The organism is Acidovorax sp. FW305-C-20-28 (assembly GCF_058783375.1).
The window spans coordinates 584,642-607,636 of record NZ_JBYSYM010000001.1; the positions used below are offsets into that span (position 1 = coordinate 584,642).

Below are 22,995 nucleotides of genomic sequence, written 5' to 3' on the forward strand. Positions count from 1 at the left end.
TCAACGCACCAAAACAATCAAGCCCTGCTCCCCATGGACCGATTCGACGCCATGCGCCTGTTCACCCGCATCGTGGAGCTGGGCAGCTTCACCCAGGCGGCGGAAGACCTGCAACTGCCCCGCGCCACCGTGACACTGGCCGTGCAGCAGCTCGAAAAGCGGCTGGGCGCGCGCCTGCTGCACCGCACCACGCGCCACGTCTCCCCGACCCAGGACGGTGAGGCCTACTATGCGCGCTGCCAACAGCTGCTGGCCGACCTCGACGAGACCGAGGCGGCTTTTGCCACGGCCGGCCAGCAGCCCAAGGGCAAGCTGCGTGCGGACCTGCAGGGCACGCTGGCGCGCTATTTCGTGCTGCCGCGCATCGGCGAGTTCTTTGCACGCTACCCGGGCGTGGAGCTGGAACTGGGCATGGGCGACCGCTTGGTGGACCTGGTGCGCGAGCGCGTGGACTGTGTGATGCGCGGTGGCGAGCCGGCCGACTCCAGCATGGTGGGCCGGCGCGTGGCGCAGCTCGCGCAAGTGACCTGCGCCAGCCGCGCCTACCTCGCGCGCCATGGCGTGCCCCGCACCGTGGACGAGCTGCGTGGCCACCGCGCGGTGAACTACCTGTCTTCGCGCACGGGCAAGCCCATGCCCCTGGACTTCGTGGTCGACGGCGTGCCGCGCAGCGTGCAGCTCAAGGGCGCGGTCTCCGTGACGGATGCGTTTGCCTATGTGGCCTGCTGCACGGCCGGGCTGGGCATCATCCAGGTGCCGCGCTACCACCTGGAGCCGCAGCTGGTCGATGGCAGCCTGGTGGAGGTGCTGGCCGACTTTCGCCCGCCGCCCATGCCGGTGACCGTGCTCTATCCGCACAGCCGCCAGCTTTCGCCGCGCGTGCGCGTGTTCGTGGACTGGCTGGCCGAGGTGATGGCGAATGCGCGTTAGCCCGCCTGTGCCGGACGCGAGAATTCCATGACCCAGTTCGTCTCCCAGGTCTGCCCGCCATCGTCCGAGAAGGCCTGTTCCCAGCGCGGCGTGCCGGTGGCGAGGTTTTTGGCCCACTCGAAGCGCACCAGGACAGGCCGGCCCTCGAACAGCTCCTGACCGAAGAAGACGCCCCGGTCCGTGCCCGCAAAGCCGCCGCTCACGGGTGGCTGCAGCAGGCCGGTCGCTGTGTCCAGCCCGCCCGTCACATTGTCCAGCCAGTAGATGCTCCAACGCTGCGCCTGGGGATTGAACAGGCGCAGCGCCATGCCCACGTAGCCGGCATTCCAGGCCTCGGGGATGAAGTCATCGCAGTTGCCGATGCCGCCAGGCAGCGGCCGCGCCGTGCCGGTGGCGTCGAAGGTCTCCCAGTCGGTGCAGCCGGCAAGCCGTTGCACCAGGCGGGTGTTGCGGATGCGCCAGGGGCCCATCAGAAAGTCGAAGTCGCTGGCAGCGCCAGTGGGTGGGGTGATCGACATGGCGGTGTCTCCGAGATGGGGGTGCGTCATGCGTGCAGGGCCGAGCGCGCCGTGGGCTGCAGCCGGTGGGCTTCGGGCGCGCGCGCCAGCCATTGCGCCAGGCCGGGCGCCACATCGCGTTGCCAGGTGCCGCCTTGCGCAAACGCGTTCAGCGCGTCGGTATCGTCGAACAGCGCCAGGCCCAGCAGTGCGTGCTCGCCCTCGCGCACCGGCAGGCGCGGAAAGCTGTTGGGGCTGGGGTCGCTGGCATACCAGGCCGTGTGGCGCGCACCGCCCGCGCGCAGCGTGGGGTCCATGCGCTCGCGGCAGTAGTCCAGCAGCCCGGGCGTTGCGGGCTCCTTCAGGTAGAACACCGTGGCATCGAGCAGGCCTGGTGCCGCGTCGCTGGCGCCCACGGGAGCGCGGTCCGCGGGCAATCCATCGGCTGCGCCCGGCCACGCCGGGTGCAGCAGCAGCACGTTGTCCGAATCGACCATGGTGGCATTGGCCGCATCGCGGTGTGCGGCCCACACCGGGCCGCCGTAGAAGGCTTCGAGTGCCTGTCGGCGCGCTTGCATCTCGGCAAAGCCGCGCAGCCAGACGAACAGGTCCGGCTGGTCGAGGTCGCGGAACTGGCCGATCACGCGCATGCCTTCGCGCTCCTGGGTTTCGAGGAACTCGCGGTCGAACAGCTCGATCAGCACCTCGCGCTGGCCGGGGTGCAGGGTGTACTGGCGCAGCTCGACGATGCGGCAGTCTGGGAGGGATGGGGTGGATGGCATGCGGTCTTCCTTGGCTGGATACGAAAGGGAAGGCCGCAGTGTGCGGTGCAATACATGACAAGGCATGGCAGGTATTCGCGGCATACTGCAGCTGTCGTTGTTCCAAGCCATGCCATGCGTGCCAGCCGCCTGTTGTCCATCCAGATGCTGCTCGAAACCCGGGGGCGCATGAGTGCGCAGGCGCTTGCCGAGGCGCTGGAGATCTCGGTGCGCACGCTCTACCGCGACGTGGACCAGCTCACGGCGGCGGGCGTGCCCATCTATGCCGAGCGCGGCCGCAGCGGTGGCTTTGCGCTGTTGCCGGGGTGGAAGACCACGCTCACCGGCCTCACCCCGTCCGAGGCGCAGGCCGTTTTCCTGAGCGGCCTGCCCGGCCCGGCCGGCGACCTGGGCCTGGGCGGCGATGTGGAGGGCGCGCGCCTCAAACTGCTGACCGCGCTGCCCGCGCCCTGGCGCGAAGATGCCCAGCGCGTGAGTGCCCGCCTGCACCTCGACCCGGTGGACTGGTACCGCGAGAGCGCACCCACACCCCATCTGGCCGCTGTGGCGGCTGCCGTCTGGAGCGGCGAGCAGTTGGCCCTGCGCTACGAAAGCTGGGCCGATACGGTGGAGCGCACGGTGGCGCCGCTGGGCCTGGTGCTCAAGGCCGGTGTCTGGTACCTGGTGGCGCAGCCGGCGGACACCGCCTCGGCGGCCCGCGGCCCGCGCACCTACCGGGTCGCCAACATCCGCGCGGTCACCGCGCTGGGCACGCCCGTGCGCCGCCCGGCGCGTTTTGACCTGCCTGCGTACTGGAGCGCATCCATCCGCCGCTTCGAGTCCAGCCTCTACACGGGCGAGGCCGATGTGCTGGCCACGCCTGCCGGCCTCAAGGGCCTGAGCGCCCTGAGCAGCGCCGTGGCGCGGGCGGTGGCGGCGGCCCCGCCTTCGCGCCGCAAGGACGGGCGGGTGGCGCTCACCATTCCCATCGAATCGGTGGCCCATGCCTGCGGCCAGCTCATGCGCCAGTCGCCCGAGGTCGAGGTGCTGCGCCCGGCCGCGCTGCGGCGTGCACTGGTGGAGCGCGTCCAGGCGACGGCGCGGCTGTACAAGCTGGGCTAGTGTGCTGTCCCGCAAGTAGGTGGCAAAACTAAAACCGATGGATTTCGCGCCATGGCAAGGCGCAAACCGCAGCGATAGCGCGTGCTATCGCGAGGATTTGCAACGCCGCCATGGTGTGAAAGACACGGTTTTTGTGCCACGTATTGGCGGGACAGCACACTAGATCCCCCGTTCCACCATGTCCAGCAGCCGCTGGCCCAGCAGCGCCAGCATGTCGGCGGGCGTGCCGCGCAAGGGGCCGTCGATGGAGAGCAGCGCCATGCCGTGCACGGTGGACCAGGCCAGGTACTCGGCGCCCGGGCGGCGTTCTGGCGGCAGGGCGCCCGCGGTCACCAGGTCGTCAAGCGCGGCCGAGAGGTGCTCGAAGGGGTTCAGGCCGGTCAGGCCGCCCATGGCGGGGTCGGGGTCCTGCTCCACGCTGAACTGCCCGCCGAACGCGGTGCGGAACAGCCCCGTCTCGGCGTGCGCAAAGCGCATGTAGCCCGCGCCCACGGCGCGCACCTTGGCATGGGCCTGCTCGGTGGGCGTGCCTTCGGTGGGCACGTGGGCCATCTCGACTTCCATCGACTGGGCCACGGCGGCCACGGCGGCGGCGCGCACCGCCGCCAGCAGGTCTTGCCGGTTGGCGAAATGGCGGTAGGCGGCATTGGGCGCCACACCCGCGCGGCGCGTGGCCTCGCGCAGCACCACGGCATCGGGCCCGCCCTGGCGTGCCAGTTCGATGCCGGCGTCGAGCAGGGCGCGGCGCAGGTCGCCATGGCGGTAGGTGCTGCGGGCGGCAGGACTGGCAGTAGCAGCGCTGTTGCGGGTGGTTACGGACATCGGGATTGCAATGTGGACACTGTCCATTATCTCTGTTATTGTTTGTGAACGGTGTCCACAATGCATGGGCGTCCGCTCTCGACCCCTTCCATCCAAGGAGATTCCCCATGAAAGTCGAACCCTACCTGTTCTTCGAAGGCCGCTGCGAAGAGGCGCTCACGTTCTACCGCACCGCCCTGGGCGCCGAGGTGACCATGCTCATGCGCTACAAGGACAACCCCGAGCCCGCCGCGGGTGGGGGCTGCTCCGTGGACGGCAGCGCCGGCCCCGGGCCCCAGCCCGAGATGGTGATGCACGCTTCGTTCAATGTGGGCGACACCCAGGTCATGGCGTCCGACGGCATGGGCTCGGGCAGGCCGAGCTTCCAGGGCATTTCGCTGTCGCTGGCGCCCGAGACGGAGACCGAGGCGAAGCGCCTGTTCGACGCGCTGGCCGATGGCGGCCAGGTGCAGATGCCGCTGGGCAAGACCTTCTTCTCGCCCGCCTTCGGCATGGTGGCCGACCGCTTCGGCGTGTCATGGATGGTGGTGGTGCCCCAATGACCGCGGCAGTCGCACCAGTGCGCTACCAGGGCAGCTGCCACTGCGGCAAGGTGGCTTTCGAGGTCGAGGGCAGCATCGACAGCGCCCTCGCCTGCAACTGCACCATGTGCCGCCGGCGCGGCTCGCTGCTGTGGTTCGTGCCGCATGGACAGTTCCGGCTGACCACGCCGCAGGCGGACCTCGCCAGTTACACCTTCCACAAGCATGTCATCCAGCACCGCTTCTGCCCGGCCTGCGGCATCCACACCCATGGCGAAGGCACGCACCCCGCGGGCTACCGCATGGCTGCGGTGAACCTGCGCACGCTCGACGGCGTGGACCTCGACGCCATCCCCGTGCACCACCACGATGGCCTGGCGATGTAACCCCCAAGGAGACCTACCATGATGAATCCTGAACCCCAGGCACAGCACCGCTGGCTGCAGCAACTGCTGGGCGACTGGACCTGCGAGTCCACCTGCGACGCAGGTCCCGGCGAGCCGCCCATGACGACCACCGGTACCGAGCATGTGCGCCAGCTCGGCGATCTGTGGGTGCTGGGCGAAGGCACGGGCACCATGCCCGGCGGCGGCGAGGCGCGCATGCTCATCACGCTGGGCTACGACCCCGAGAAAAAGGCCTTCATCGGCACCTGGATCGGCTCGATGATGACCCACATGTGGGTCTACCGCGGCACGCTCGACGCCAGCGAAAAGGTGCTGCCGCTCGAGACCGAAGGCCCGAGCTTCGCCGGCGACGGCAGCACCGCGAAGTACCGCGACACCATCACCATCGTCGGACCGAACGAACGCACGCTGACCTCGTCCACGCAGCAGCCCGATGGCAGCTGGAAGGAGTTCATGAAGGCCGTGTACCGACGCAAGACCTCCTGAAGGCGCACTACAGACCATGACGCTTCGCATCGAAGGCCGCGCACGCTGGCCTGCGCTCATCCTGCTGTGCCTGGGCGAGCTCATGATCGTGCTGGACACCACCATCGTCAACGTCGCCCTGCCCAGCATCCGGGCAGACCTGGGTTTCAGCGAAACCTCGCTGGTCTGGGTGGTCAACGCCTACATGCTCACCTTTGGCGGCTGCCTGCTGCTGGGCGGGCGCCTGGGGGACCTGTATGGCCATCGGCGGCTGTTTCTGGCCGGCATCACGCTGTTCACTGTGGCCTCGCTGGCCTGCGGGCTGGCGAACACGCAGGGCCTGCTGGTGGCGGCGCGCGCGGTGCAGGGTGTGGGCGGCGCGGTGGTCTCGGCCGTGGCCTTGTCGCTGATCATGAATTTGTTCACCGAACCCGGGGAGCGGGCCAAGGCCATGGGTGTCTACGGTTTCGTCTGTGCGGGCGGTGGCAGCATCGGCGTGCTGCTGGGCGGCGTGCTCACCAGCCAGCTGAGCTGGCACTGGATCTTCCTGGTCAACATCCCGGTGGGCGTGGCGATCTACGCTGCCTGCCTGGTGCTGTTGCCCGGTGGCAAGGGGCAGTCCGGCGGCCAGCGGCTGGATGTGGCCGGTGCCGTTACTGTGACGGCGGCGCTGATGCTGGCGGTGTATGCCATCGTCAACGGCAACGAGGCGGGCTGGACTTCGGTGCAGTCGCTGGGGCTGCTGGGGGGCTCGGCCCTGTTGCTCGCCGCGTTCGGTGTGATCGAGTCGCGCGTGGCGGCGCCGCTGGTGCCGCTGGCCCTGCTGCGCCTGCGCAACCTGGCCATCTCCAACGTGGTCGGCGTGCTCTGGGCCGCGTCCATGTTCGCGTGGTTCTTCCTGTCGGCGCTGTACATGCAGCTGGTGCTGGGCTACGACGCTATGCAGGTAGGCCTGGCCTTCCTTCCGTCCAACCTCATCATGGCGGGCTGCTCGCTCGGGCTGTCGGCCTGGGTGGTGATGCGTTTCGGCATCCGCAGCACCCTGGGCTGGGGGCTGGTGATGGCCGCCGCAGGGCTGGTGCTGTTCGCGCTGGCGCCGGTGGAGGGCCGCTTTACGCCGCATGTGCTGCCGGGCATGCTGCTGCTCGGCGTGGGGGCGGGCATTGCGCTCAACCCGCTGCTGCTGGCCGCCATGGGCGATGTGCAGCCCGAGGACTCGGGGCTCGCCTCGGGCGTGGTCAACACCGCCTTCATGATGGGCGGCGCGCTGGGCCTGGCCATCCTCGCCAGCCTGGCCGATGCACGCACCGGCAGCCTGCGCGCGGCAGGCGCCGACACCGCCGTGGCCCTGCATGGCGGCTACCAGCTGGCGTTCTGGGTATCGGCCGTGGCGGCGGGCGTGGCCGCGGTGCTGGGTGGTTTGGCGCTGCGGCCGGTGCCGGTCTCCGACGACGGCGCACAGCCGGTGCACGCCTGAAGGCAAGCATTGTCCTGTGGCGGGCACCGCACCGTTCCATGCATGGGACTTCTGTTTGCGCGCGGTGGCCTCACTTGCAGGTGCAAGCCGTTCACAATCCGAGCGGCGCACCACACAAGGAGTCATCGCCCCATGTCGAACACCCATCCCACGCCCGTCCTGCAGAGCCAGCCGCTCGGCCCGCTGTGGCCCACGCTCGACCCGTTCCTGTTCTGTGCCCACCACGACGATGCCTACCCCGCGGGCAATGCGTCTTTCGGCCCGGCCGTGCCCGTGGACGACCGCCAGATCGGCAGCGACTTCAGCCGCAAGGACGGCTGGAGCATGTACCACGGCGACACCGTGCCCGGCTTTCCCGGTCACCCGCACCGCGGCTTCGAGACCGTGACCCTGGTGCGCAAGGGGCTGATCGACCATTCCGATTCGTTGGGCGCGGCTGCGCGCTTCGGCGGCGGCGATGTGCAGTGGGTCACGGCCGGCAAGGGCATCGTGCATTCCGAGATGTTCCCGCTGCTCAACGCCTCCGAGCCCAACCCGCTGGAACTGTTCCAGATCTGGCTGAACCTGCCCGCGCGCCACAAGATGGTGGAGCCGCACTTCACCATGCTGTGGAACGAAAAGATTCCGCGCCTGGTGCACAACGACGAGGCCGGCCGAGCCACCACCGTGACCGTCGTGGCGGGGGCCCTGCCCGCCGCGCCTGCGCCGCTGGCACCGCCGCCCGAGTCCTGGGCCTCGCAGCCCGGCGCGGACGTGGCGATCTGGACGCTGCGCCTGGAGCCGGGCGCCCAGTGGACCCTGCCCGCAGCCCAGGGCGAGGGCACGCGCCGCATGCTTTACTTCTTCGTGGGCGATGGCCTGCGCGTGGGCCCGCAGGAGGTGCGCGAGCACGCCGCGCTGGAGATCGATGCACGCCAGGAATGGCTGCTGACCAATACCGGCCCCACCGTGATGGAGTTGCTGGTGCTGCAGGGCCGGCCCATCGGCGAGCCGGTGGCCCAGTACGGTCCCTTCGTGATGAACACGCAGCAGGAAATCATGCAGGCCATGCAGGACTACCGCCGCACCCAGTTCGGCGGCTGGCCCTGGCCCGACAGCGACCCTGTGCACGGCACCGAGGCGCGGCGCTTTGCGCGCTACCCCGGTCAGGCTGAGGACGAGGTGCCCGCGGCCGCCTGATTGAGCGCCCGCAGCCCCTGCTCCGGCAGGGGTGCGCCGGGTCGTGGACAATGCGCCATCCGGAAAGTGCAGGCGGCCACCGTACCGCCCGCATTCCTTCGTCAACGAAAGCGCAGATCCATGAACATCGCCAAAGACACCGCCGTCACCATCAGCTACAAGGTCACCACGCCCGAGGGCAAGCCCCTGGATGCGGGCAACCTGTCCTACCTGCATGGCGGCTACGAGAACATTTTCCCCAAGGTCGAGGCCGCCCTCGAAGGCCAGGCCGCCGGCTTCAGCACCACGCTGGACCTGGCCGTGGAAGATGCCTTCGGGGCGCGCGACGAGGGCCTGGTGCGCACCATCCCCAAGGCCGAATTCCCCCCGGGCGTGAAGGTCGGCGGCCAACTGCAGGGTGTGGGCAACGATGGCCAGCCCGCCGTGTTCAACGTGGTCAAGATCAAGGGGCCGGAAGTGCACCTGGACGGTAACCACCCCCTGGCCGGCCAGGCCCTGCGTTTCTCGTGCAAGGTGGCCAGCGTGCGCGCCGCCAGCGCCGAGGAGATCGCCCACCGCCACGTGCACGGCGACCACGGCCACCACCACTGATAGTCTCAGCCGGGCTGCCGCAGCGCCTCGGGCGGCAGTTCCCAATGTTCCCAGCGCGTGTCGCGGCGCCCGCCGCAGCGCGCATACATGCGTTGGGCCGCGGCATTGCCCGGCAGCACCAGCCATTGCAGGCGCGCAGCACCGATGGCGGTGGCCTGTGCGCGCACCGCATCGAACAAGTGCTCGCCCAGGCCCCTGCGCCGGTGGGCGGGCTGCACCCACAACTCCTTGAGCACCAGCGTGGGCTTCAGGTCGAAGGTGAAGCGCGTTTGCACCCACACCGCATAGCCGGCGAGCGGTGCGCTTGCATCCGCCTGCGCGACCAGGCAGCCGAACTCGCGGTCTGCCCCGCTGCAGGCCAGCCCGCGCTCCAGCAGATCCCGCTCCGTCACCTGGAACTCATCGGCATAGCCCTTGAACACCGCCAGCGCGCGCATCATGGCGAGCAACTGCGCTGCGTCCTGGGGGCGGGCCTCGCGGATACAGGCGCTTTCACGCACCCTGGGCGCCCTTCTCCAGGGGGAAGCCCTCGTCCACCCAGCCGGTCACGCCGCCGATCATCAGCTTGACTGGCCGGCCCAGCCGTGCCAGCCGCACGGCGCCGCGGTGCGCGCCGTTGCAGTGCGGGCCCGCGCAGTAGACGACGAACAGCGTGCCGGGGGCATAGGCCGCCATCTTCGATTCGATGATCTTGCCGTGCGGCAGGCTCACCGCGCCGGGCACATGGCCGGCCTCGTACAGCGCGTGGCTGCGCACGTCGAGCAGCACAAAATCCTGCACGCTGCGGTCCATGGCATCGTGCACATCCCAGCAATCGGTCTCGAAGGCGAAGGCCGACTCGAAGTGGGCGAGGGCCTGGTCACTGGGGGCGGCGGGGATGGCGGCAACGGCGCTGTGCGCAGAGGTCATGGTCAAGTGCTCCTGAATGGATGGCTGGTGAGATGGCTCCAGTGTCGCCATCGGAGCGCTTTCGGGCCAGTGGCCGAAGGGACAATCTTCGGTAACATTGCGCCATGCCCCACCTTGTCGCGATCCTGGCCTACGACCGGCTGTGCACCTTTGAATTCGGCTGCGCGGTCGAGCTGTTCGCGCTGGAGCGGCCCGAGCTGCAGGTGGACTGGTACCGCCATGCCGTGTGCGCGGTGGAGCCCGGGCCGCTGCGCGCCATGGGCGGCCTGCAGGTGCAGGCGCGGCATGGCCTGGCCATGCTGGCGCGCGCCGACACCATCGTGGTGCCCGGCTGGCGCGATGCGGCCGAGCGCCCACCCGAGGCGCTGCTGCGCGCCCTGCAGCGCGCCTGGCGGCGCGGTGCGCGCGTCTGCTCCATCTGCTCGGGTGTGTTTGTGCTGGCGCATGCGGGCCTGCTGGCGGGCCGGCGCGCCACCACGCACTGGCGCTATGCCGAGCGCCTGGCCAGCGAGTTCCCCGACATCACCGTGGACGTCTCGGCGCTCTACATCGACGAAGGCCAGGCCATCACCTCGGCCGGCTCTGCCGCGGGGCTGGACATGCTGCTGCACCTGGTGCGCCGCGACCATGGCGCGCGCGTGGCCAATGTGGTGGCCCAGCGGCTGGTGATGCCGCCGCACCGCGATGGCGGGCAGGCGCAGTTCGTGCCCCGGCCCATGGCTAGCAGCGAGGTCAGCCCCATTGCGCGCCTGCTCGACTGGCTGCGCGAGAACGCGCGCCAGGACCATTCGGTGGATGCCATGGCGGAATTCGCGCAGATGAGCCGGCGCACGCTGCAGCGCCGCTTCAAGGAGAGCACGGGCCTGTCGCCGCAGGACTGGCTGGTGCGCGAGCGCATCGGCATTGCCAAGGACCTGCTGGAGACACATCCGGCCATGCCCATCGACGAGGTCGCGGACCTCGCGGGCCTGGGCTCGCCCGAGTCACTGCGGCGCCACTTCCGGTTGCACCGCCTGCCGGCACCCACGCGCTACCGGCAGACATTCTTAGCCCCTGCGGGTGAGTCCGCGCCCCTGCAGCACGGGCTCTGCTGACAGCCGCTCGCGCGCAAATTCCACGAAGGCCCGCACCTTGGCCGGCGCGCGCCGCCCTGCCGGGTAGACGATGTGCACGGGCACCGGTGGTGGTTCGTGCGCGGCCAGCACAATGCGCAGCCGGCCCGCGCGCAGACCCGGCGCCGCCTGGTAGGCCAGGCAGCGCGTGAGGCCCAGGCCCGATTCGGCCGCGGCGATGTCCACCTCGTTGCTGTTGCTGATCCAGCTGAACTGCGGCTGGCCGACCACGCCGTCCCTGAACTTCCAGGGCGAGACGCTGTTGTTGTCGAAGCTGAAGCCGATGGCGCGGTGTGCGGCCAGGTCGCCGGGGTGCTGCGGCTCGCCCTGCTGCGCCAGGTACCCGGGCGCGGCCACCACCAGGCGGCGCAGTGCACCCACCTGCACGGCCGTGAGGCGAGAATCCGGCAGGTGGGCGATGCGCACCGCCACGTCCATGCCTTCTTCAAGCAAATGCACCAGCCGGTTCACGAACAGGGTGCGCACCTGCACGCGCGGCTGGGCGTGCAAAAAGGCCTGCACCACGGGCGCCACGTGGCGCATGCCGAACATGTGCGGCGCCGTGATGGCCAGCAGGCCCTGGGGCTCGGCCTGGGCGCCGCGGGCGGCCTGCTCGGCCTCGTGCAGGTCGGACAGGAGCGGGCGGCAGTCGGCCAGAAAGCGCTCGCCCGCCTCGGTCAGGCGCACTGTGCGCGTGCTGCGCTGGAACAGCAGCACGGACAGGCGCGCCTCCAGCGCCGCAATGGCGCGCGTGATGGCGGTGGCCGATACCCCCAGGCGCCGCGCCGCCGCCGCGAAACCGCCCGCGTCGGCCACGGCAATGAAGCAGCGCAAGGTGTCCAGATGGTCCATTGTTGCGATATCCGCAATTTTGATTGCCGCACTATGGCTATTCACGGCGGATTTGGCAATGGATATCGTGGAGGCATTCCTGTTCCTCCACTTCCCAAGGACCTTTGCCATGGCACCCTCTGCTCCCCTGACGCTCTACCGCATGCCCATCTCGGGCCACAGCCACCGCGTCGAACTCCTGTTGTCCATGCTCGGCCTGCCGCACGAGCTGGTCCATGTGGATGTGATCGCCGGCGAGCACCGCCAGGCCGCGCACCTGGCGCGCAACCCGCTGGGCCAGATCCCGGTGCTGGTCGATGGCGATCTGGTGCTGTCCGACAGCAACGGCATCCTGGTCTACCTGGTGCAGCGCTATGCGCCCGGCAGCCACTGGATGCCGCAGGACCCGGTGGGCCAGGCCGGCCTGCAGCGCTGGTTCAGCCTGGCGGCCGGCATGCTGGCGCCCGGGGCGTCGAGCGCACGCTTTGCCGCGATCACCGGGCGCGAGCCCAGCGAGGCCGCGCTGGCCATCGGCCGCAGGCTGTTCGACTTCATGGAGCAGGCGCTCGAAGGCCGCGACTGGCTGCTGGGCGGTGCCCGGCCCACGCTGGCCGACATCGCGATGGTGAGCTACACCTCGCAGGCGCCCATCGGCGGGCTCTCGTTGGACGGCTACCCACGCATCGCGGCCTGGGTGGCGCGCACCGAAGCGCTGCCGGGCTATGTGCCGCTGGCCGACCGCCTGCCCGCCCCTGACGCCGTGGTGCCAGCATGAGCGCCGGGGCCGCTGCCGCCTTCCACGTGGGCGAACAGGCGCTGCAGGAGCGCGTGGGCGTGCGCGAGCGCATGGCCGCGGTCGGCCCCGTGGTGCTGCGCGACCACATGCCCGACCAGCACCGTGAACTGTTCGAGAAACTGCCCACCCTGCTGCTCGGCGCGCTCGATGGCCAGGGCCAGCCCTGGGCCACCATGGTGGCTGGCGCACCCGGCTTCGTGCAGACGCCCGATGCGCGCAGCATGCAGATGGCGGTGGTACCCGATGCAGCCGACCCGGTGCTGGCGCAGCTCACGCCAGGGGCACTGGTGGGCGTGCTGGGCCTGGAGCCGCACACGCGCCGGCGCAACCGCATGAACGGGCGGGTGGCCGCCTTCGGCGCACGCGAGGGCCTGGTGATGGATGTGGTGCAGAGCTTTGGTAACTGCCCCAAGTACATCCAGGCACGCGCGCCCGGCCTGCGTGCCGAGGTGACGCCGCCCGCCCCGGCCCAGGCCCTGGGCGCGGGGCTCGATGCCGCCGCACTGGCGCTGATCGCGCGCAGCGACACGATGTTCATCGCCAGCGCGTCGGCGGCCCACCCGGGCTCCCGCCGCAACGAGGGGGTAGATGTGTCCCACCGCGGCGGCGAGCCCGGTTTCGTGCATGCCGAGCCCACGGCCGAGGGCGTGGTGCTCAGCCTGCCCGACTACCCGGGCAACCTGTTCTTCAACACCCTGGGCAACCTCGCGCTGCACCCGCAGGCCGGGCTGCTGTGGGTGGACTACGAGGAGGGCGGCCTGCTGCATGTGGCGGCCCGCGCCGAACTGCTGTGGGACGAGGCCTCGCGTGCGCGCTGGCCCGGCGCGCAGCGCGTGCTGCGCCTGCACGTGCAGGGTGGCCTGTGGCGTGCCAACGCACTGCCCTGGCGCTGGACGGTGGCCGAGCCCGCGCCGCAGTTCAGTGCGATGCGTGCGCGTGCGACGGGATGAGCGGCGCAATTGGCTTGCGTGGCGTGGTGGCCGGCGCCGCCACCATGCGCCCGCTGCGCTCGTGCGCGCCGTGGGTCAGCTCGCTGATGAGCGTGGCCTCGGGCAGGTTGCGCCAGTAGCGCTGGGGCATCTCCTTGCGCATCATGGTGGTCTTCAGGCGCGCGGGGTTGAAGATGTGGCGGTAGTAGGTGAGCCACAGGGCTTCGCCCGCATCGGGTGGCGGTGCATCGCTGCGCTGCGCGCCGGGGCCGACCTGCAGCGCCGAGCCGTCCCAGCGCACGCTGGCATCGGGCGTGAGGATGGCCCAGTGCATCTGCGTGAAGCGGCGCACGAAGAAACCGGCATTGGCTTCGGCGATGAAGTGGTCGGGTTCGAACCAGGCCACCTGCACGGTCTGGCCGGCAGTGTCGGTCACCGGGCGGAAGCGCACAAAGGCGTGCATCTTGTGCATGTCGCGCGCCACGGCGCGCACCATGTGGTGGGCCTGCAGGCGGTCGGTATCGAGCGGATCGTGGCGCAGCCCGCGCTCGCGCGCCAGCCGCCACAGCAGCCGGTACATGAGCGCAAAGCGTGCCGGGTTGCGGTGCAGCACCAGGCGTTCGCACAGCTGCACAAAGGCCTCGGGCACCCGAAGCACCGCGCTCGGGTCCGCAGGCGATGGCACGGCGGTTGTGGCGTGCAGGCCGTCCACGGGGCCTGCAAACAGGTCATTGGCGGCAGCCTGTGGGGTGAGCCATTCCACCTCCTGTGGCGCGGCACCGGCCTGCACCAGGGTGCGTGCGGCCTGGCGAAAACCGGTCCAGTCGGTGGGGTGGGCGAGGGTGACGGTGTGGCTTGCCATGGGAAGGGGGTCAGTCAAACAGGCTGCGTTGCGTGGGCGGTGGTGCCAGGCGGGCTGCGAGGTCGGCGGCGTCCAGCGTGCGGCCGGGGCGGTAATCGGCTGCCTCCACAAAGGGCAGCACTTTCTTGATCGGCACATGCAGGCGCGCCAGGTCGGCATGGCGCAGGCGGCGCACGCGGCGCGCGGCCAGCAGGCGGTCCACCGTCTGCACGCCGAAGCCGGGCACGCGCAGCAGCAGCTCGCGCGGCGCGGTGTTCAGGTTCACGGGGAAGCGCTCGCGGTGGGCAATCGCCCAGGCCAGCTTGGGGTCCATGTCCAGCGCCAGCATGCCGCCCTGCCCCGCGGGCACGATCTCGCCGTGCGTGAAGCCGTAGAAGCGCATGAGCCAGTCGGCCTGGTAGAGCCGGTGCTCGCGCACCGTGGGCGGCGCCACCAGCGGCAGCGCCCGCGCGGCGTCGGGAATGGGGCTGAAGGCCGAGTAGTACACGCGCCGCAACCGGTGCACGCCGTAGAGCCCCGCGCTGGTGGCGAGGATGGTGCGGTCGTCGGTGGCGTCGGCACCCACGATCATCTGCGTGCTCTGGCCCCCGGGCGCGAAATGCGGCGCGGCTGCCCGCCGGGCAAGGGCCGTGCCTGGCATGGACACAGCGCTGGCATTCGCCTGCTCCCTGCGCGCCTGCCGCGCATCCTCGATGTGCACCGCCATGCGCGCCATGGAGCGCGTGATCGCCGCGCCGTCCTTCTGCGGCGCCAGGGCGGCCAGCCCCTCCTGCGTCGGCAGCTCCACATTGATGCTCAGCCGGTCGGCATGGCGGCCGGCGCGTTCCATCAGCTCGGGCGAGGCGTCGGGAATGGTCTTCAGGTGGATGTAGCCGCGGAAATCGTGCTCCTCGCGCAGCACGCGCGCCACTTCCACCACCTGCTCCATGGTGTAGTCAGGGCTCTGGATGATGCCGCTGGAGAGGAACAGCCCTTCGATGCAGTTGCGACGGTAGAAGTCGAGCGTGAGCTGCACCACCTCCTGCACCGTGAAGCGGGCGCGCGGTACGTTGCTGCTCACGCGATTCACGCAGTACAGGCAGTCGTACTGGCAGAAGTTGGTCAAGAGGATCTTGAGCAGCGAGATGCAGCGCCCGTCGGGTGCATAGCTGTGGCAGATGCCCATGCCTTCGGTCGAGCCCATGCCGCGCCCGCCCACGGAATCGCGCGGCGCAGCGCCGCTCGACGCACAGGAGGCATCGTACTTGGCGGCGTCGGCCAGGATGGCGAGTTTGGATTGCAAAATCACTGTATAAATTTACAGTTATTTGGGGGTTTTGGCCAGTGCAGGGTTATTGGTGTGCGTGGGCCGGTGTCAGAACTGCACGTCCACCTTGACGGTGTCGCTGTAGGCGCCCGCGGGCGGGTTGGGCTGGTCGGGGTAGACCGTGGCCGTGTAGGGAATCGTCTGCAGGGTCAGGCCATCGGCCGCCGGCAGCCCGGAGACGCGCGCCGTGCCCACGCTGCCCCACACGCTGGCATCGCCCTTGAAGATGTTGTACTGCAGCCGGTTGGCGCCGCTGGCCATCTGCCGGCGCGTGCCGTTGATGAAGCCCCCGGGGTCGAGCCCGACGGTGTAGGTCATGCCCTTGGTGCAATTGAGCGAAATGCTCTGCGACACCGTGGGAAAGGCGCTGGGCAGCGGGGCCGAGCCGAAGTTGATGTCGGGAGCGGTGATGGTGCAGTCGTTGATCACGACGAGCTGGACGATGAGCGTGCGGTCCACGTCGCCCGAGCGGTTGTTGCCCACGCAGGTGCTGCCCACCGCGGCGCCCTCGCAGATGTTGGCGTAGTTCCAGTTCACGGTGATGCTGTCGGTGTAGGTGCCTGCCGGCATGTTGGCGCCCACCTGGGTCGTGATGCGCATGCTGATGGTGGCGTTGTTGTTGCTCAGCAGCGCGACGGCGTTGGTGCCGTTGAGGTCGATCAACAGCAGGCCCTGCGTGTAGCTGCCACCTCCCAGCTGCGAGAGCGTGTAGGGGATGGTGAGGGCCGTGTTGGTGGTGTTCTTGAGCGTGAGGCCCGTGGTGGCCGTGGTGATCTTGGCCTTGAGGGTGGGCGTGCCCAGCAGGGAGACGACCGCGGTGCCGCAGCCGAGCTTGAAATCGGCCGTGGTCGTGATGGGCGTGCCGCTCTGCACTCGCTGCGACGGGTAGCTGCCCAGCGCGCCACCGGTCTCGGTGTTGGTGCAGACTGCGGCAGCAGGCAGCGCGCAGGCTGCCAGCAGCAGCGCGGCCCACAGCGGGCGCCAGCGGCGCAGCAGCCCAACAAGGGGGAAGAAGGCTCTTGTCATTTCGCTGCGGCTCCTGTGGAGGCACGTGCCGGGACGGGCAGGCACCGGACGATCAGGTCGCGGACCGATGCGTAGGCCGCTTCGGAAAATTCGGCCTGGCAGGCGTCACCTTCGGGCGTGCGCACCTGCAGCAGGTTCTGCTGCCGCAGCACGGTGAGGTAGACCACGCCGTCCCAGCCCACCACGGTCTGCATGTTCCCGGGCGTGTGGAGCACCGTGCTGCCGGCCTTCATGGGCGTTCCCTGGGCATCGACCAGCGTGATGGTGGCGGTGCGCAGCTTGAGCACGGGCAGCTCGACCAGCATGCCGGCGTTGCGCGAGACGGAGATGCGCCGCTCCAGCGCCGGAATGTCCACGTCGGCCGGCAGCGTGAGCGGGTCCACCGCATAGCGGCCGGGGTAGTAGGCGGGCACGCTGGGCACCAGCAGGTAGCCCTGGGCATTGGTGTAGCCGGCCAGCTGGTTCTCGTACAGGATGGGCACGCCGGGCATGCCCTGGGTGGAGACGAGCGCAAAGCCGTCGTACACGCGGTTGGCGGCGAACAGGTGGCCGTCGATGCTGCCCAGCGAGCCCGACAGCGTGCCCCACTGCAGGGTCTGCCCCGGGCTGGCGCTGATGCCGCCTTCCACGCTCAGCGTGCTGTTGCGGTACTGCAGCGAGGCTTGGCTGTAGCGCTGGGGACCGCCCGACAGCGTCTGGGCGACGTTCCAGCCGTAGCCGCCTTCGGTCGGCATGGTGCGCTGGTAGCTGGCATAGGTCTGGGGGGCGTCGCGGTTCTTCGACGCAGCCAGTTGTGCCGTGGAGCGGTCGCCCAGGAAGTAGGTGAGCTGCAGCCGCAGCTGGTTCTCGCGCGTCTCCAGGGTGCGCCCGGCCGTGACCGAGAGAAAGGTGTTGCGGGCCACCGGCAGGTTGTAGCTGGCAAAGGCCAGCCGGGTGCGCTCGTTGCGGGCGTTGAGCAGGTCCAGCCAACCCCCGGTGACCGAGCCCGTTCCCAGGTTCCAGCTGGCGCTCAGCTGGCGCGATCGCCGGGACAGCTGGTAACCGTCGTCGGCGTAGGTGCTGGCGTCGCCAAAGCCAGCGCCCCGGCCGGTCTGCTGGAACGAGAAGCCGGCGCGTGGCGTGTTGTACTGCCAGCCGGCGGAGTATTGCCAGCCGCTGCCGGAGCGCGCCGTGTGGCCGCGCGTCAGCGAGGCATTGGCGATGCCCAGCATGCCCAGGCCGGCCATGCCGCCGATGCCCACCACGCCCAGGCCCTTGCCAAGCTGTCCCTGGGCTTCGATGGTGATGCGCTCCGACAGGCCCTGGCGGTACACCCCCGTGGCGATCGGTCGGCCATAGGCAAAGCTGCGCAATCCGTAGGCACGGCGCAATGCACCCAGCGAGACGGAGTAGTCGGTCCAGCCGGGGCGCAGCAGCTCCCGGTTCACATAGAACGGAATGGTGGTCTGCACCTGCCGCCCGAGGGCGTCCGTGGTCACCACCGAGGCCGTGCCGGCACCGCTGACCACGGGCAATTCGCCCAGCGTGAACGGCCCTGCCGCCACGCGGTGGCTGGCGGCGCGGAAGCCATTGACGAACAGGTCCACGGCCGATGGCAGGGCCGCCTGGCCCGCGAACTCAGGCAACGGGTAGGTGATGAGGTCGGGGCGCACGCCGAAGTTGCGTGCCCATTGCACGCCGGCCATGCGCACCGAGGTGGTCCAGGGCAGCGAGTTGGTCACGAGGTCGCCGTAGGTGGTCTCCGTGGCGTTGGCGGTGTCCGTGCGCGTCCAGCGCGTGTCGTGGCGTATGTAGCCGCGGTTGCCGCCCGTGGACTGCAGGCGCACGATGCCGGTATTGGAGATCACGCCGTCCGGCCGGAAATAGCGCTGCTCGGACCACAGCGAGGTGAGCGACTGCAGGCGCGAGTGGCTGGTATAGAGGTCGTAGTTGAGCAGCACACCGCTGCCCGCGGCGGCGGTGGGCGTCTCCTCGGGCGTCTCATCGGCCAGGCGCTGCATGGGCAGCCACTGCGCGGGCACGGAAAGGCGCAGCCGCTGGCCCAGGGCGTCGTAGTCGGCCGTGACGCCGGGCAGCGTGTCCACCGCGACCCGTGTGCCGGCGCTCTGGCCGTTCTGCACATGCATCTGGCGCAGGGTCTGCGCGTCGATCTCGAAATGGGGGCCGTTCTGCCGCACCTCCACCAGGGTGCCGAAGGCCTGGCCGTTGACCTCGACATCGAGGTAGAGCACCGTGGGTTCCGCGGCCGCCTCGGGCGCCGAAGGCAGCGCTGGATAGGTGCCCGCGGACAGCTGGGCAGGGAGGAAGGCGGCGAGCACCAGGGCTCGGCCAGCGCGGGTCCAGAGGCCAGGGCGGTCATCGCGGTGCACGGGGAACCAGGGTTTCAACCCCGTTGATCGTGGCCTTGAGCTCGGGGTTGGCCGGCGGCGTGGCCTCCAGCTCCCATTGCATCTGGCTGCCCGGCAGCACATAGCCCATGAGCCCCTCGTTGATGGGGACGGCGCCTCGGCTGCCGGCGTTCCATTGCACGGAGGTCAGGCGGGCATGGCCTGCGCCCTGGTTGCGCACCACGAGCAGGTGGCGCGGGCCCTGCTTCATGGCATGCCAGGTGAGGGCGGGCGGCAAGGGCTTGCCCTTGCCGTTGCCGAACAAGGGCTTGGTCGGGCGAAACGGCTGGGCCCCTTCGCCGTAGACGAACAGCGGAATCGCATAGCGCACATTCAGGCGGATGCCCATGCCGGCTTCGGATCCTGGGGTTTTTTGCGCCAGGTCTTCCGGGGCCGGCAGTTCATCGATCACCACCCGGTAGGCCTCCTCCAGCCCGGGGGGCGGGCGCCGGGTGGCGATCAGGCGCACCATCTGCCGCTTGCCCGCAGGCACCACACTGATGGGTGGGCTGGCGACCACATCCTTTTGCGTGGAGAACACGTCCTCGCCGTCGGTCTGGGTCCAGTCCAGCACACGCACCTGCAGCGAGGCAGAGGCCGTGCCGCGGTTCTCCAACCAGACGGCGACGGCCGGCTGTTCTTCGGTGATCACGGGATCGACCGGCCAGATCATCAGCGGGGTCGCAGCCTGCGCCCAGCCGGCGCAGGCCGCGAGCGCCCAGGCCATGCGGCGCGTGGTGCGCAGCCAGGAGGCTGCTGCGGTGTGGGGGGCAGGAGCGTGCGCGCTCACCATGTCACGGTCACCTGCACCGTGTCCACATAGGTCCCGGCCATGGCCGAGGAGCCGGGCAGAACCAGGTTGCCCCGGATCGGCAGGGCCGTCGCCGTCGTCCCCATGGTGATGCCGACCGGCACATTGGGTGCGAGGGCGGTCACCGTGCCGGCCACCAGCGACAACGTGTAGGGAATGAACTGGCCTGCCCCATTGGACAGGCGGCGCTGCGCGCCCTGCAGGTTCAGGCCGCCATTCACACTGACCTGGGCGGCTGTGCCGGCCGTGCACACCAGCTTGGCCTGCATGCCCATGTCATTGCTGGCCATGGCGCTCACCGCACCGGTGCTGACGGCGGAGTGCGTGCCGAAGTTCACCGAGCCGAAGGGTACGCCCGTGACCTGCGACGAGTTGCCGGACACGATGCAGCCCGTGACGATGGAGGCATTCACCGCAAAGGAGGGGCTGGTGGGCACCGTGGCGGCCATGGCTGCCACGGACAGGGCCAGCGACGCGCACAGCAGCGGCAGTGCGACGGCCCGTTGCGGACTGCTCCTGCGTTTGGCGTGCAAGCCCCTGCCTGCACGCGCATGCATTTCTTGAACCATCGATGATGCTCCCTCGGCCGCCGCCACGGCCTGGTGTGAGCGCTTGCGCGCTCCTCTTCCACCCCTTCCCTGCTGCCTCTGTCTCCTGGTGTGTGCGGCCGGTGGTCCGGCGCCCGGAGATCAGTAGGTCAGTGTGATCTGCAGCGTATCCGTGTACATGCCCGCCGGCAGGGCCGAGGGGTCAGACTTGTTGATCTGGCCATAGATCGGCAGCGCAAAGGCCACGCCATTGGCGGGCACCGTGATGCCGGTGACGGCCGATCCGGTCGGGTAGGCCAGCGTGTGGCCCGCGTCGCGGTACACCTCGTACGGAATATAGGCCGCGGTGCTGCCGTTGCGCATGGCGCGGCTGCCGACGCCGATGGAGCCCCCCTGGCCGGGAAAGGAGCCTGCGCCCACCTGGATGCTGATGCCCAGCACGTCGGGTGAGCAGACGATCTGCGTGGGGCCGGAGACGCTCTCGCCCCCGGATGCCGTTGCCGTGACGATGCCCGTGAAGGTGCTGGGCTTGGTGCCGAAGTCCAGCAGACCGAAGTTCACGCCCGAGGCGTTGCCCGAGCTGCCGGCGATCACACAGCCCGCCGTGAGCTGGATCTGCGACTGCAGCGTGCCGGTCAGCGTGCCGGCTTGCGTGGGCCATGCCAGCAGGCCGGCCGCTAGGACCAGTGCTGCTGCGTACTGCTTCCGATGGGGCGCTGGCCCACCGGTAAGGGGGCGGCGCAGGCCCTCCAGCGCCTCTCGTTTTCGCTCAGGTGCTCGCATGGTGTCCTCCTCTCAAAGCCGGAAGATAGGCAGAGGGACGCCGATTCGAGAGCGCCCTGCCTGCCAAAGCTACAAGCGACCTTGCACTGTTGTCAGGCGGGCGTCCAGTTTTTTTTTGCCAACTGGCACACGCCAGGGATTTCCGGGAGGCGCCGAACCCAAGGGAACGCGGGGCGCTGGAGATCAGGGCGGGGGCAGCGGCACGCCGGCAGCAGCGCCCCGGCGCCGGGGCACGAATTGCCCGTCGAGCAGGGCCTCGATGCGGGCGAAGATCTCGTGGCGCGAGAACGGCTTTTTCATGAAATCGTCGGCACCGATACGGTTGGCATAGAACTGCTCGGTGGCGTGCTCGTTGCCGCTGATCATGATCACCGGGATGTGCTGTGAGGCGGGCATTCTGCGGATGGTGCGCAGCGCGTTGAAGCCGTTCATGCCCGGCAGGATGATGTCGAGAAAGACCAGATCGGGCGGGGCCTCGGCGATCAGCGCCAGGCCCTGCTCGGCATCGAGTGCCTCACGGGTTTCATAGCCTGCCGAGGAAAGGGTCTTGCGCAGCACGGCAACGACGGTCGGCGAGTCGTCGATGATCAGCACCTTGGTGCCTTTGCGCGCGTTGACGCGCTTGCGCCTGCGCCGCTCCACGGGCACGGCCGCAGCGGCGTGGGGTGCTTCTGGATGGGCTGTCGGCTTGCGCACGCCGCCCAGAAGGCGGTCCAGGATACTCATGGTGCGGGCTCGCTTCTCGCTAGGGTAGGGCTCTGCAGACCCCAAGTATCCAGGATCTTGGGCCTGGGCAGAAGATCCTGGCGCTTCGGGGGCCTGGTTCCGTGAGAAAGTCGGCGCTTTTGGGGCTGTGTGGCGCTGCCGCACCTGCATGCGCGGCGCCTTGGGCCCTACGCACCGGCCTTTTGCCGGTCCTTGCGCAGGGCCCGCCGCAGCAGCCGGGTGGCGCGGTCACGCAGGGGTGAAGCCGGGTGCTCGGAGGGCGCCTGCGCCTTGGCTTTGGTGCAGGCCGCGAGAAAATCTTCGAGGATGGCGGTGTCGTCCAGCGTGTCGGAGCCCACTTTGTGGAACTCGGGGTGCCATTGCGTGGCGGCGATGTAGCCGCGCCCTGGCGCGGGCTTGAGGCGGATGGCTTCGGGAACGCCGTCCGGCTCGCTCAGGGCCTCGACCTCGAAGTCCGGGGCCACCCGCTTGATGCCCTGGTGGTGGATGCTGTTGACCCGAGCGCGCGGGGCATCGGGGTACAGCTGCGCCAGGCGTGAGCCGGGAACGATCTGGATGTCGTGGAAATGCTGGTCGTAGGTGGTGGCATTGCGGTGCTGCTGCGCGCCGGGGTGCTGGAACTCGATGTCCTGGTAGAGCGCACCGCCGAAGGCTACGTTGATCAACTGCAGGCCCCGGCAGACGCCAAAGATGGGCTTGCGCACCTCGGCAAACGCCTTCACCACGGCCAGGTCGTACAGATCGCGCACCCGGTCGCCGATCCACTCTTCGCGCAGCGGCTCCTCGCCGTAGTTGCCCGGCCAGACATCGGCGCCGCCATGCATGACCACGCCATCGAGCCATTCGGCGTAGTGCGCCAGCGTCACGTCGCCACGTGCCGTCTCGCCCGTGGGGCAGGGCACCATCACCACCATGGCCCCGGCGGACATGAGCCAGTGGGCGATGGATTGCTCCACATACTGCAGGGTCTTGCCGGTGAACAGCGGGCGGTTGGGGTCGGCATGCTGGAAGCAGGCGGACAGGCCGATCTTGAGGCGGGGTGCGGCGGACATGGGTTGGGGCTCCACGGGATCTACAGCACGGGCTGTAGATGCAAGGCAATAGGTAATAACGTTGTAGCACCCGCTCCAAGAGCCGTCTGTAGGAAAGGGCCGTGCACGCCCTGTTGGCGCCACGCGGTGCTATGAAATGTGGCTT

Annotated in this window: 26 protein-coding genes; 11 read left to right on the forward strand and 15 right to left on the reverse strand. The window is 69.5% G+C overall.

The genetic code is table 11. The annotated features are described in order from the left end of the window. The first annotated feature begins 33 nt into the window (after positions 1-33). Positions 34-930, forward strand: a complete 897-nt coding sequence (locus tag AC3WOH_RS02715; RefSeq protein ID WP_492227856.1) for a LysR family transcriptional regulator — start codon at positions 34-36, stop codon at positions 928-930. Here AC3WOH_RS02715 and AC3WOH_RS02720 read toward each other — a convergent pair. Then, positions 927-1,448, reverse strand: coding sequence for a hypothetical protein (locus AC3WOH_RS02720; protein ID WP_492227857.1), 522 nt, complete (start codon positions 1,446-1,448; stop codon positions 927-929). The two genes, AC3WOH_RS02715 and AC3WOH_RS02720, sit on opposite strands and share 4 nt — an antisense overlap. 26 nt (positions 1,449-1,474) lie before the next feature. Next, complete coding sequence (locus AC3WOH_RS02725) at positions 1,475-2,209, reverse strand: NIPSNAP family protein (protein ID WP_492227858.1); 735 nt, start codon at positions 2,207-2,209, stop codon at positions 1,475-1,477. Positions 2,210-2,323: 114 nt separating this feature from the next. Between AC3WOH_RS02725 and AC3WOH_RS02730 the strand changes: the two genes are divergently transcribed. Next, positions 2,324-3,310 carry a helix-turn-helix transcriptional regulator gene (locus AC3WOH_RS02730; protein WP_492227859.1) on the forward strand — a complete coding sequence of 329 codons (987 nt, stop codon included), beginning with the start codon at positions 2,324-2,326 and terminating at the stop codon, positions 3,308-3,310. Positions 3,311-3,469: 159 nt separating this feature from the next. Here AC3WOH_RS02730 and AC3WOH_RS02735 read toward each other — a convergent pair whose 3' ends face one another. Then, a complete protein-coding gene (locus AC3WOH_RS02735) occupies positions 3,470-4,132 on the reverse strand; it encodes a TetR/AcrR family transcriptional regulator (protein WP_492227860.1) in 663 nt (220 codons plus the stop codon). A gap of 107 nt (positions 4,133-4,239) precedes the next feature. Between AC3WOH_RS02735 and AC3WOH_RS02740 the strand changes: the two genes are divergently transcribed. The 6 genes from AC3WOH_RS02740 (at position 4,240) to AC3WOH_RS02765 (ending at position 8,772) form a co-directional block, all read left to right on the forward strand. After that, entirely contained in the window at positions 4,240-4,674 is a 435-nt protein-coding gene (locus AC3WOH_RS02740) for a VOC family protein (protein ID WP_492227861.1), read from the forward strand. A 17-nt stretch (positions 4,675-4,691) separates the two neighbouring features. Next, a complete protein-coding gene (locus tag AC3WOH_RS02745) occupies positions 4,692-5,039 on the forward strand; it encodes a GFA family protein (protein ID WP_492227985.1) in 348 nt (115 codons plus the stop codon). Between the two features lie 18 nt (positions 5,040-5,057). Continuing rightward, positions 5,058-5,546 carry a DUF1579 domain-containing protein gene (locus tag AC3WOH_RS02750; RefSeq protein WP_492227862.1) on the forward strand — a complete coding sequence of 163 codons (489 nt, stop codon included), beginning with the start codon at positions 5,058-5,060 and terminating at the stop codon, positions 5,544-5,546. A 16-nt stretch (positions 5,547-5,562) separates the two neighbouring features. Beyond that, on the forward strand, positions 5,563-7,002 hold the full coding sequence (locus tag AC3WOH_RS02755) for an MFS transporter (RefSeq protein ID WP_492227863.1): 1,440 nt from the start codon (positions 5,563-5,565) through the stop codon (positions 7,000-7,002). A gap of 132 nt (positions 7,003-7,134) precedes the next feature. After that, the gene (locus AC3WOH_RS02760) at positions 7,135-8,181 is read left to right on the forward strand and encodes a pirin family protein (RefSeq protein ID WP_492227864.1); all 1,047 of its coding nucleotides are present in this window, start codon (positions 7,135-7,137) and stop codon (positions 8,179-8,181) included. Between the two features lie 120 nt (positions 8,182-8,301). Next, a complete protein-coding gene (locus AC3WOH_RS02765) occupies positions 8,302-8,772 on the forward strand; it encodes an FKBP-type peptidyl-prolyl cis-trans isomerase (RefSeq protein WP_492227865.1) in 471 nt (156 codons plus the stop codon). A 5-nt stretch (positions 8,773-8,777) separates the two neighbouring features. Here the strand turns inward: AC3WOH_RS02765 and AC3WOH_RS02770 are convergent, their stop codons facing one another. Both AC3WOH_RS02770 and AC3WOH_RS02775 read right to left on the reverse strand, forming a co-directional pair. After that, on the reverse strand, positions 8,778-9,272 hold the full coding sequence (locus AC3WOH_RS02770; RefSeq protein WP_492227866.1) for a GNAT family N-acetyltransferase: 495 nt from the start codon (positions 9,270-9,272) through the stop codon (positions 8,778-8,780). Next, positions 9,265-9,681, reverse strand: a complete 417-nt coding sequence (locus AC3WOH_RS02775; RefSeq protein WP_492227867.1) for a rhodanese-like domain-containing protein — start codon at positions 9,679-9,681, stop codon at positions 9,265-9,267. Before AC3WOH_RS02775 ends, AC3WOH_RS02770 begins: the two co-directional genes overlap by 8 nt. Positions 9,682-9,785: 104 nt before the next feature. On the opposite strand from AC3WOH_RS02775, the gene ftrA reads away from it, so the two are divergent. Continuing rightward, positions 9,786-10,775 carry a transcriptional regulator FtrA gene (gene ftrA / locus AC3WOH_RS02780; protein WP_492227869.1) on the forward strand — a complete coding sequence of 330 codons (990 nt, stop codon included), beginning with the start codon at positions 9,786-9,788 and terminating at the stop codon, positions 10,773-10,775. Here ftrA and AC3WOH_RS02785 read toward each other — a convergent pair. Next, positions 10,728-11,645 (reverse strand): LysR substrate-binding domain-containing protein, encoded by a 918-nt coding sequence (locus tag AC3WOH_RS02785; protein WP_492227870.1) that lies wholly within the window; start codon positions 11,643-11,645, stop codon positions 10,728-10,730. The genes ftrA and AC3WOH_RS02785 overlap by 48 nt on opposite strands. Positions 11,646-11,754: 109 nt before the next feature. Between AC3WOH_RS02785 and AC3WOH_RS02790 the strand changes: the two genes are divergently transcribed. Continuing rightward, complete coding sequence (locus tag AC3WOH_RS02790; RefSeq protein ID WP_492227871.1) at positions 11,755-12,399, forward strand: glutathione S-transferase family protein; 645 nt, start codon at positions 11,755-11,757, stop codon at positions 12,397-12,399. Next, positions 12,396-13,370, forward strand: a complete 975-nt coding sequence (locus AC3WOH_RS02795) for a flavin-nucleotide-binding protein (protein ID WP_492227872.1) — start codon at positions 12,396-12,398, stop codon at positions 13,368-13,370. Before AC3WOH_RS02790 ends, AC3WOH_RS02795 begins: the two co-directional genes overlap by 4 nt. Here the strand turns inward: AC3WOH_RS02795 and AC3WOH_RS02800 are convergent. From AC3WOH_RS02800 to AC3WOH_RS02840, 9 genes are all read right to left on the reverse strand, one after another. Beyond that, the gene (locus tag AC3WOH_RS02800) at positions 13,339-14,211 is read right to left on the reverse strand and encodes a TIGR03915 family putative DNA repair protein (protein ID WP_492227873.1); all 873 of its coding nucleotides are present in this window, start codon (positions 14,209-14,211) and stop codon (positions 13,339-13,341) included. The two genes, AC3WOH_RS02795 and AC3WOH_RS02800, sit on opposite strands and share 32 nt — an antisense overlap. Positions 14,212-14,221: 10 nt before the next feature. After that, entirely contained in the window at positions 14,222-15,499 is a 1,278-nt protein-coding gene (locus tag AC3WOH_RS02805) for a putative DNA modification/repair radical SAM protein (RefSeq protein ID WP_492227874.1), read from the reverse strand. 66 nt (positions 15,500-15,565) lie between these two features. Continuing rightward, positions 15,566-16,543, reverse strand: a complete 978-nt coding sequence (locus AC3WOH_RS02810; protein WP_492227875.1) for a Csu type fimbrial protein — start codon at positions 16,541-16,543, stop codon at positions 15,566-15,568. After that, positions 16,540-18,912, reverse strand: coding sequence for a fimbria/pilus outer membrane usher protein (locus AC3WOH_RS02815; protein WP_492227876.1), 2,373 nt, complete (start codon positions 18,910-18,912; stop codon positions 16,540-16,542). The genes AC3WOH_RS02810 and AC3WOH_RS02815 overlap by 4 nt, the downstream gene beginning before the upstream one ends. Further along, positions 18,899-19,723: a fimbrial biogenesis chaperone gene (locus AC3WOH_RS02820; protein WP_492227877.1), complete on the reverse strand. Its 825-nt coding sequence runs from the start codon at positions 19,721-19,723 to the stop codon at positions 18,899-18,901. The genes AC3WOH_RS02815 and AC3WOH_RS02820 overlap by 14 nt, the downstream gene beginning before the upstream one ends. Beyond that, complete coding sequence (locus AC3WOH_RS02825; RefSeq protein ID WP_492227878.1) at positions 19,717-20,274, reverse strand: Csu type fimbrial protein; 558 nt, start codon at positions 20,272-20,274, stop codon at positions 19,717-19,719. The genes AC3WOH_RS02820 and AC3WOH_RS02825 overlap by 7 nt, the downstream gene beginning before the upstream one ends. Before the next feature lie 156 nt (positions 20,275-20,430). Next, the gene (locus AC3WOH_RS02830; protein ID WP_492227879.1) at positions 20,431-21,072 is read right to left on the reverse strand and encodes a Csu type fimbrial protein; all 642 of its coding nucleotides are present in this window, start codon (positions 21,070-21,072) and stop codon (positions 20,431-20,433) included. A gap of 183 nt (positions 21,073-21,255) precedes the next feature. Further along, entirely contained in the window at positions 21,256-21,798 is a 543-nt protein-coding gene (locus AC3WOH_RS02835) for a response regulator (RefSeq protein WP_492227880.1), read from the reverse strand. Between the two features lie 167 nt (positions 21,799-21,965). After that, positions 21,966-22,850, reverse strand: coding sequence for a gamma-glutamyl-gamma-aminobutyrate hydrolase family protein (locus tag AC3WOH_RS02840; RefSeq protein ID WP_492227881.1), 885 nt, complete (start codon positions 22,848-22,850; stop codon positions 21,966-21,968). Positions 22,851-22,995: the final 145 nt, after the last annotated feature.

Coding starts and splice junctions, on each gene's coding strand:
- AC3WOH_RS02715 (WP_492227856.1), top strand. CDS start 34: ATGGACCGATTCGACGCCATGCGCCTGTTCACCCGCATCGTGGAGCTG.
- AC3WOH_RS02720 (WP_492227857.1), bottom strand. CDS start 1,448: ATGTCGATCACCCCACCCACTGGCGCTGCCAGCGACTTCGACTTTCTG.
- AC3WOH_RS02725 (WP_492227858.1), bottom strand. CDS start 2,209: ATGCCATCCACCCCATCCCTCCCAGACTGCCGCATCGTCGAGCTGCGC.
- AC3WOH_RS02730 (WP_492227859.1), top strand. CDS start 2,324: ATGCGTGCCAGCCGCCTGTTGTCCATCCAGATGCTGCTCGAAACCCGG.
- AC3WOH_RS02735 (WP_492227860.1), bottom strand. CDS start 4,132: ATGTCCGTAACCACCCGCAACAGCGCTGCTACTGCCAGTCCTGCCGCC.
- AC3WOH_RS02740 (WP_492227861.1), top strand. CDS start 4,240: ATGAAAGTCGAACCCTACCTGTTCTTCGAAGGCCGCTGCGAAGAGGCG.
- AC3WOH_RS02750 (WP_492227862.1), top strand. CDS start 5,058: ATGATGAATCCTGAACCCCAGGCACAGCACCGCTGGCTGCAGCAACTG.
- AC3WOH_RS02755 (WP_492227863.1), top strand. CDS start 5,563: ATGACGCTTCGCATCGAAGGCCGCGCACGCTGGCCTGCGCTCATCCTG.
- AC3WOH_RS02760 (WP_492227864.1), top strand. CDS start 7,135: ATGTCGAACACCCATCCCACGCCCGTCCTGCAGAGCCAGCCGCTCGGC.
- AC3WOH_RS02765 (WP_492227865.1), top strand. CDS start 8,302: ATGAACATCGCCAAAGACACCGCCGTCACCATCAGCTACAAGGTCACC.
- AC3WOH_RS02775 (WP_492227867.1), bottom strand. CDS start 9,681: ATGACCTCTGCGCACAGCGCCGTTGCCGCCATCCCCGCCGCCCCCAGT.
- ftrA (WP_492227869.1), top strand. CDS start 9,786: ATGCCCCACCTTGTCGCGATCCTGGCCTACGACCGGCTGTGCACCTTT.
- AC3WOH_RS02785 (WP_492227870.1), bottom strand. CDS start 11,645: ATGGACCATCTGGACACCTTGCGCTGCTTCATTGCCGTGGCCGACGCG.
- AC3WOH_RS02790 (WP_492227871.1), top strand. CDS start 11,755: ATGGCACCCTCTGCTCCCCTGACGCTCTACCGCATGCCCATCTCGGGC.
- AC3WOH_RS02795 (WP_492227872.1), top strand. CDS start 12,396: ATGAGCGCCGGGGCCGCTGCCGCCTTCCACGTGGGCGAACAGGCGCTG.
- AC3WOH_RS02800 (WP_492227873.1), bottom strand. CDS start 14,211: ATGGCAAGCCACACCGTCACCCTCGCCCACCCCACCGACTGGACCGGT.
- AC3WOH_RS02810 (WP_492227875.1), bottom strand. CDS start 16,543: ATGACAAGAGCCTTCTTCCCCCTTGTTGGGCTGCTGCGCCGCTGGCGC.
- AC3WOH_RS02820 (WP_492227877.1), bottom strand. CDS start 19,723: ATGGTGAGCGCGCACGCTCCTGCCCCCCACACCGCAGCAGCCTCCTGG.
- AC3WOH_RS02830 (WP_492227879.1), bottom strand. CDS start 21,072: ATGCGAGCACCTGAGCGAAAACGAGAGGCGCTGGAGGGCCTGCGCCGC.
- AC3WOH_RS02835 (WP_492227880.1), bottom strand. CDS start 21,798: ATGAGTATCCTGGACCGCCTTCTGGGCGGCGTGCGCAAGCCGACAGCC.
- AC3WOH_RS02840 (WP_492227881.1), bottom strand. CDS start 22,850: ATGTCCGCCGCACCCCGCCTCAAGATCGGCCTGTCCGCCTGCTTCCAG.